The 7,162-nt window shown below is 72.0% G+C and carries 10 protein-coding genes; 3 read left to right on the forward strand and 7 right to left on the reverse strand.

The features are described from left to right. Positions 1-121 precede the first annotated feature (121 nt). From MKK75_RS20825 to MKK75_RS20835, 3 genes are read right to left on the reverse strand one after another with little or no spacing between them, the layout of a single operon-like run. A complete protein-coding gene (locus MKK75_RS20825) occupies positions 122-538 on the reverse strand; it encodes a DUF3168 domain-containing protein (protein ID WP_244044419.1) in 417 nt (138 codons plus the stop codon). Further along, the gene (locus tag MKK75_RS20830) at positions 535-888 is read right to left on the reverse strand and encodes a head-tail adaptor protein (RefSeq protein ID WP_244044420.1); all 354 of its coding nucleotides are present in this window, start codon (positions 886-888) and stop codon (positions 535-537) included. Before MKK75_RS20830 ends, MKK75_RS20825 begins: the two co-directional genes overlap by 4 nt. A gap of 23 nt (positions 889-911) precedes the next feature. Further along, positions 912-1,472 (reverse strand): hypothetical protein, encoded by a 561-nt coding sequence (locus tag MKK75_RS20835; RefSeq protein ID WP_244044421.1) that lies wholly within the window; start codon positions 1,470-1,472, stop codon positions 912-914. Positions 1,473-1,498: 26 nt separating this feature from the next. Here MKK75_RS20835 and MKK75_RS20840 point away from each other — a divergent pair, with 26 nt between their 5' ends. Further along, positions 1,499-2,248: a S1 family peptidase gene (locus MKK75_RS20840; RefSeq protein ID WP_244044422.1), complete on the forward strand. Its 750-nt coding sequence runs from the start codon at positions 1,499-1,501 to the stop codon at positions 2,246-2,248. A gap of 355 nt (positions 2,249-2,603) precedes the next feature. Here MKK75_RS20840 and MKK75_RS20845 read toward each other — a convergent pair whose 3' ends face one another. Next, entirely contained in the window at positions 2,604-2,843 is a 240-nt protein-coding gene (locus MKK75_RS20845) for a hypothetical protein (protein ID WP_244044423.1), read from the reverse strand. Between the two features lie 459 nt (positions 2,844-3,302). Between MKK75_RS20845 and MKK75_RS20850 the strand changes: the two genes are divergently transcribed. After that, positions 3,303-4,211 (forward strand): S1 family peptidase, encoded by a 909-nt coding sequence (locus MKK75_RS20850; protein ID WP_244044424.1) that lies wholly within the window; start codon positions 3,303-3,305, stop codon positions 4,209-4,211. Between the two features lie 115 nt (positions 4,212-4,326). Further along, entirely contained in the window at positions 4,327-4,872 is a 546-nt protein-coding gene (gene dps, locus MKK75_RS20855) for a DNA starvation/stationary phase protection protein Dps (protein ID WP_244044425.1), read from the forward strand. Positions 4,873-5,035: 163 nt separating this feature from the next. On the opposite strand, the gene MKK75_RS20860 is transcribed toward dps, so the two are convergent. The 3 genes from MKK75_RS20860 to MKK75_RS20870 all read right to left on the reverse strand — a co-directional run. Further along, positions 5,036-5,632 (reverse strand): class I SAM-dependent DNA methyltransferase, encoded by a 597-nt coding sequence (locus MKK75_RS20860; protein ID WP_244044426.1) that lies wholly within the window; start codon positions 5,630-5,632, stop codon positions 5,036-5,038. Further along, positions 5,629-6,771, reverse strand: coding sequence for an acyl-CoA dehydrogenase family protein (locus MKK75_RS20865; protein ID WP_244044427.1), 1,143 nt, complete (start codon positions 6,769-6,771; stop codon positions 5,629-5,631). The genes MKK75_RS20860 and MKK75_RS20865 overlap by 4 nt, the downstream gene beginning before the upstream one ends. 14 nt (positions 6,772-6,785) lie before the next feature. Further along, on the reverse strand, positions 6,786-7,162 hold a 377-nt coding region (locus MKK75_RS20870; protein WP_279594014.1), incomplete at its 5' end, for a DNA polymerase ligase N-terminal domain-containing protein.

Genomic DNA, 7,162 nt, shown 5'->3' on the forward strand with positions numbered 1-7,162 from the left:
TCCGCGTCACGTCCCCGTCCGCGTCGCTGCGCGACGAGTCCTGTGCTGGATCCCGGATCAGGTTCCGCTGTCGCTCCACCTGTCCGGGAAAAGGGGCCGCGCTGCCGGGCCAGCCGGCTCCTCAAAGGGTCTCGGTGACGGCCTCGACGGTGAGGCTCGCCCGCGCCTCGCCGGTCCGGGTATCGCGGTGGGCCTTGATGGCGCGCACCCGCAGGGTGACGAGGCGGCAGCCCGTCAGCGGCATCGCGGTGTCGGCGAGCAGCGCCGCCATGCGCTCGGCGGCGTCCAGCGCGGTGCGCACCGAGCCGGGGCGGGCGATCACCGCGATCTCGTGGCTGTGGCGGTGGCGCTCGGCGCCATCGACCGCATCGTCCTCGATCCGGGCATCGCCGAACAGGGCATAGACCGGGAGCACGCCCCGGGGCGGCTCGTCGTAGAGCCGGACGCGGCCGCCCAGGAGCTTGGCGAGGGCGGCATCCGGGACGAAGCGCGCGATCAGGCCGGCGCGCAGCGCCAGGAGCGGGCTCGGATCGGTCACGGCAGGGTCCCCCGCGGCAGCTCCTCGACGTGGCAGACGCAATCGCGGCCGCGCCCGTCCGATTCGGTCACGGCGCGGATCGCGAAGCGGCGGGGGCCGGCCGCGAGCCGCATGGTCGGGTCGAGGTCGGCCCGGCCCCGCAGGGTGATGCGGTAGGCGGGCAATGTGTCGGTCCGGCCGCCCTCCGGCCGGTCGACGATCCCGGCGGGCGCCAGGGCGCCCCACAGGACCGGGCCGGCGACGTACCGGCGCAGCACGCCGCCGAACCCGTCCGGCTCCTCCAGGGAGCGTTCCAGCACGAAGCGCCGCCGCCGGGCGCCGACCGGCAGGTGACGGGGCGTCAGGGCCATCGGGCGGTCTCCGGTGCCGGCCATCACAGGCGCATCCGGCGGAAGGGCGCGGCGAGGTCGGCGGCGTCGGTGCGGACCGCGTCCGCCTCGTCGCCCCGGTGCTCGTAGCGGGCGGCGGCCAGCCGCAGGATCGCGAGCCGCAGGGGCGCCGGCAGGGGCGGGCCGTCGCCGCCGAACCCGGCCGCGACCTCGATCAGGATCGTGCGCCCGGCGGGGTCCGGCACGCACGGATCGATGAGCAGGCACGGCGCCTCGATCGGGTCCGGGCCGAGGCGCACCAGCCCTTCGGCCAGGGCGATCACGCCGTCGGCCCCCGCGAGCCCGGCGCGCAGGACCGCCCCCAGGGGGCTCAGCGGCAGGGGCACCTGCCCGTCCGGCGGCCAAGCAGACAGCGCGATCCGGTAGCGGCCCGGCACCAGGACCCGACGGGTCTCGATCTCCAGGCTGGCGCGCACCGCCGTGATCAGCGCCTGGAGCAGCGCATCCTCGGCGGCGGCGTCGTCGGAGTCGAAGCGCAGGTAGGCGCGCAGCTCCGCCACGCTCACCGGCTCGACGGCGGCGGCATCGATGCGTAACGGGATCATGGTGCGTCCCTCTCAAGCGTGGTCCGATGCTGGTCTCGAAGCGCCGCCCGGCGGCCATCGCGGTGTTCTTGGCAGCCTCGGCGGCCGCGCTGTCGCTGGCGGGCGGGCCGGCGCGCGCCATCGTGGGCGGGGCCGAGGCGCCCGCCGGCGGCGCGGTGATGGTCCTGTCCTCGAAGGGCGGCGTCTGCACCGGCGTGGTGCTCGCCCCCGACACGGTGCTCACCGCCGGCCACTGCCTCGCCGACGCGCCGCAGCACCGCGTCCACTTCCGCGACGAGGCCGGCGCGCCGGTCCTGATCGCGGTGGCGGCGCGGGCCGTGCATCCGGGCTACGACGCGGGCGCCGCCAAGGCCCGGCGGCGCTCGATCGACCTCGCGCTCCTGCGCACCGCGACGCCGCTGCCGCCGCGCTTCGCGCCGGTCGCCTTGAGCGCCGCGCCGACGCGGGCGGGCGAGGACCTGACCCTCGGCGGCTACGGCGCCGCCAAACCCGGGGACCCGCGCTCCACCGGCACCTATCGCAGCCTGACCCTGCCGGTGATCGAGCCCTACGGGCCGAGCCGCATCCTGGTCTGGCTCAAGGGCGGCGCCGGCGGGGCCTGCCAGGGCGATTCCGGCGGTCCGATCGCCGGGCCGGACGGAGCCGTGCGGGCGCTCGCCGCCTGGGTCGGCGGGGCCTGCGGCGGCCTCACCCAGGGCGTGCTGGTCGGGCCGCAGCGCGGCTGGATCGATCAGGTGCTGGACGGATGGGGTCGGAGCGCGCGCTGGACCGAGTAGTGCGCCTCAGGGCGATGCGCGGCCCCTGCGCAGTCTGCATCGCCCGCGAAACCGCGCGACCGAATACTAATCGATGACCGCACTGGTCCTGTCGAACCTCAGGCCTATCGCTCGACGGTCTCGGGAATAGTGGGTCGGCGCGAGGCCGAGGTCGCGCATCGACCGGTCCGCACCCCTATCGCCGGGGGCGTGCACGCGTCGGCGCGATCGCGCACGCCGAGACGCGCGAGCCCCGAGGTACCCGCGACGCATGTTGACTCGCCGACAACGCCTGGGTCTGGGCCTGACGCTCGCGACGGCGGCCATCCTGCTATGGGCGGCGGCCTCCTATCTGCGCGGCAGTCTGATCTGGTGGCTATGAGCCACCCCCGCCGGGGCGCCGGTGCTTGAGGTAAGCACCGAGCATGAACCCGCCCTGCAAAGCCGACAGATAGGCGAACAGGATCAGGAGATCCGCCAGCGCAAACTGTCCTTTCGATAGTACGCGCGCGATATCGGCGAGGAGAAAAACCACACAAGCAAGGACAACAAAGTCGAATCGGAAGAACCAGCTCATCATGAAGCCGGCCAAGGCCGCCATCAGCAAGCCGATCATGATCTTCGTCCCTCGGTCCGGCCTCTGCGATCAGGACGTTCGTCAAGGATATGCCCTGATGATCTTATCCGAGAGACATGCTGTGATCATGATCGACAGGCCTGTGACGATCCGCGCCCGTCGATCAATCGTCGGAACGCCCATTATCGGCACCAAGCGGTCGTGTCCTTGTTCATAGCACGGTAGGGCTACCGTATCGTTTCCTGCATCTGCGGCATTCGACGCAGACCCCTGCGCATCGGCGCGGATGCGCGGCCTGAGGTCGCGATCGGCGCCCCCTGTATCGCCGCGCGATCACGGCACGGGCCCGGCGCGACGCCCGGCGCACCGGGCCCGCGAACGGAGCGGATCCGCAGGGAACCTCAGCTTGGCCAGGGCATTGGCTTGCTCTAGGCTCGCCCCTTGCCGCCCGCGCGTCGAGGGCGCGTCACCCGCGCCGACCGCGCCCCGGAGTCCCCGATGTTCCCTCGCCCGTTCCGCAAGGCCGGCCTCCGCGAGCGTCCCGCGCGCGGCGGCTTCGGGGGCGGCCTGCTGGGCGCGGCGCTGCTCGGGGCGCTGGCCGGCCAGGTCCCCGCGCCCGCATCCGCCGTGATCAACGGCACGACCACCCGCGATCCGGACGGGGCGCGCAGCTTCGTCGTCCGCATCGAGAGCACGGAGGGCGAGATCTGCTCCGGCACGCTGATCGCTCCCGATCTCGTGCTCAGCGCCGCCCACTGCGTGATGCGTCCGGCGGGTTACTCGGTGATCGGCGTCGATCGCGGGTTTCGCCAGCGCCGGGCCGCCGTGATCGCCACGACGATGCATCCGGATTTCGTGCCGGGCACGACGCCGGAGGAGCAGCCCGGCGTCGATCTGGCGCTGCTCAAGCTCGAACACCCCCTCGGCCCCGATTTCGCGCCGCTCGACCCGCGGAGCGCCGGTTCGATCGCCACCGGCGAGCCGGTCGACATCGCGGGCTTCGGCGTGGTGGCCGAGAACCGGCGCGGCTCGGCCCGCATCCTGCGGCTGGCGCATCTGGTCTCGATCGGCTCGCTGCAGGTCGCCAACCGGGTGACCGTGGTGACCGACCGGCGGCGCATGGCCGAGACCTCGGGGGCCGGCGCGTGCCTGGGCGATTCCGGCGGCCCGATCCTCTCCGGCGGCCCCGGCGGCTACCGGATCGTCGGCGTGGTGAGCTGGTCGAGCGGAGCCCTGCAGCAGGGCGCCCGCCGGACCGCGTGCGGCGGCTTCACCGCGGTGACCCCGGTGGCCGAACACGCCGGCTGGATCTCGGCACGCGCGGCCGAGCTGTCGCAGATGCAGGTGAGCGACGCCACACCGCGTGGCAGCCGGCCCGTCTGGACCGCGCGCACGCGCCGTCGCTAGGGCGGTATGCGCCCGTTGCGCCCCCTGCCTTCCCGTGGACCCATAGCGTCTGCGGGAACCTGAGGCCCGATCGGCACTTTCGCATCCGAACCTTTCAAGCTCACGGAGCGAGACCATGGCCGACACCAGCACCAGCAGCACCCCGCGGTCGCATAAGACCCGCAACAACACCGATTCGAACGCCAAGAAGGTCTCGATCGAGGCCCTCAACGCCCGGCTGGCCGACGGCATCGACCTCGCCCTGGCGATCAAGCAGGCGCACTGGAACCTCAAGGGCCCGCAGTTCATCGGCGTCCACGAGATGCTCGACGGGTTCCGCACGGAACTCGACGAGTTCAACGACAGCGTCGCGGAGCGCGCGGTCCAGCTCGGCGCCACGGCCTTCGGCTCGACGCAGGCGGTGGCCGAGCGCACCAAGCTGCCGCCCTACCCGACCGGCATCTACGCCATCGCCGACCAAATCGCCGCGCTGATCGACAGCTACGCCGCCTACGCCAATGCGGTGCGCGAGAACATCGACGAGACCGATGAGGCGGGTAACCCTGGCACAGCCGATCTGTTCACGGAGGTGTCCCGCGCGGTCGACAAGCACCTGTGGTTCCTTGAAGCCCATGTCCAGGAGCCGACGGGCCAGATGCGGGACGGCAACGCACGCAACTGAGGAGTGCCCCGTCCCGCCTCACCTATTGGGCGGAGGGGCAGTCATGAGCGAGGAAGCTTCCATCACCCCGTCGTCCATGGCCACTTATTCACCTCCGTAGTCCGCCGCCGGCGTCGGGCGCCGGAGACCTGAGTCGCCATCGACGTCGAATGACGAAGGACCGTCATGACAGTCTTTCGCGATCCACCAGCACGTCGAGGCGGTACTTGTCCGACCGGATCTGGTCATGGACACGCAGGAAATCGCCGGCGCCGGCGATGAAAAGCTCAGCGGCCTCGTCGCCGGTCAGTGGGTAATGCGTCTCGCCTGTCCAATGGACCAACACCACGTCGCCCCCCGGCCGCAGGCAGCCGCGGACCCGATCCACCAGGCGCGCCACATCGTCGGCATCAAGGTAATAGACCACCTCCGACAGCAGGATCAGGTCGAAGGTGCCGTCCGGCCACTGGCCGGGCACCTGGGCGAGTTCGAACCGCACATGCGACAGATTCCGGCACCGGTCGCGAGCCCGCGCCAGGGCGCGCTCCGCCAGGTCGAGGCTCGCGAGGGCGTCGCATCGCCCGGCCAGCGCCTCGGTCAGCACACCTATTGAGCAGCCCACCTCCAGGGCGGTGGCGTACCGGGCCCGCGGCAAGGCATCGAGCGTGGCCGCGTACTTCGCCCGCTCGTAGGCGCTGGTCTCGAACTGCCAGGGGTCCGGATCGATGGCGTAGCGCTCGTCGAAGTAGCTCGGCGGCAAGGAGTGGTCGTACCGCGTCATCGCTCGTTCCGCCCGTCGAAGAGGTCTCCGGCCAGGCCGGTGCCCGCCAGGATCTCGGCCGCCGCGGTAGTGAGGGCCCGGTCCGGCGCCGGCTGGCGCAGATAGGTGGCGAGATCGCGCGAGAGCTGCTCCAGGGGATGCTCGCGCAGGAAGCCCTGCAGGCCGACCGAGCGCTGGGCGAGCTGCAGCACGTCGAGGCCGGCTTTCTCAACCGCTAGCCGCGCTAGGTTCACGAAGGCGACGATGCGTTCGGGGGCGAGATCGTCCTCCGAGACGACCCGTGCGGCACGCTCCACCCACAGACGCGCACCCGCGACCGCAATGGCACCCTCGCCGAGGCGCGCGAGCTGATGCGGGTCGTCGCCGCGGCCGGTCGCGGCGAGATGCCCGCGCCACGCGTCAAACACGGCCTCGACGCCACCGAGCTGCACAGCGGTGAACCGCCAAGCGCCGCCTGAGAAGACCGGCTGGCGGTGGTAGTCGTCCCACCCGCCCAGGATCCCGTCCGCGGTGACGGCGATGTCCTCGAAGTCAACGGTGCCTGTCGCCGACGCACGCATGCCATGGGCGCGCCATCCAGAGAGATCGGCGCGGCTGCCGGATTCCAGTGGCACGACCAGCATCAGCGGCGCGGCACCCGGCCCGCGCTTGACCGTCACGAGGGCTCGGGTGACGAACCCAGCACCCGACGCGAAGGTCTTCACGCCACGGAGTCGGTTGTCATCCCCGAGCTTCAGGCAGTCACCGGGTGGATCGGTATTCCAGACCCCGAACAGGTGTCCGTCGCGCGCATCCGTGAACAAGCGCGCCCGCTGCGAGGGTGTACCGTACCGGGCGACGAGCTGAAGCGCATTCACGTGGCCCTCGTAGATGCGCCCGAGCGCGAGGCTGCCGTACCCGACGAGGCGAAGCACCACGGCGAGGTCGCTCGCGCCCGGCTCTTCACCTAAGCCGACGCCGCCCGCATCAGCGGGAATGGGCGCGGCGAGCAGGCCGAAGCGGCCGAGGTCGGCGACGTCTTCCGCCGGGAACCCGTCGTCGCGGTCCTGTTCGCTCGCGCGGCGAGCGGCAGTGACGGCCGCCTGCCGGGCGGCCGCGACTGCGTCGTCCGCCAGGTCGGACGGGGTCCTCTGGTCCATGCGCCTTCCTCCCGTCAGGCCGCCCCAGCGGCGATCTCTTCAACCGTGCGGCCTGTCAGGACCGAGTGCGGTTGCTCCTCCAGGATGTCCGGCTCACCCGGCGCGCGTGCGACCTCATCGCGAGACTTGATGAGCAGCCAGGAGACATGCCGCTCGCGGGGCCGCGGTTTCATGCGCATGAGGCGCCACCGTCCCGTCAGCTTTCCGCCGAGCAACGTAAACGCGAGCGACCCCGCCGCAAGCGCCACGGCCGGGTCGCCGTCCGGCTCCCAGGTGCCGCGGTCCCAAAGCAGCACAACGCCCGCCCCGTAGCTGCCCGACGCGATCACGCCCTCGTAATCAGCGTAGTCCAGACCGTGATCCTCGACCTCGACGGCCAAGCGCCGTGCGC

Origin of the sequence: Methylobacterium sp. J-030, from assembly GCF_022829545.1 — a bacterium.
Lineage (GTDB): Bacteria > Pseudomonadota > Alphaproteobacteria > Rhizobiales > Beijerinckiaceae > Methylobacterium.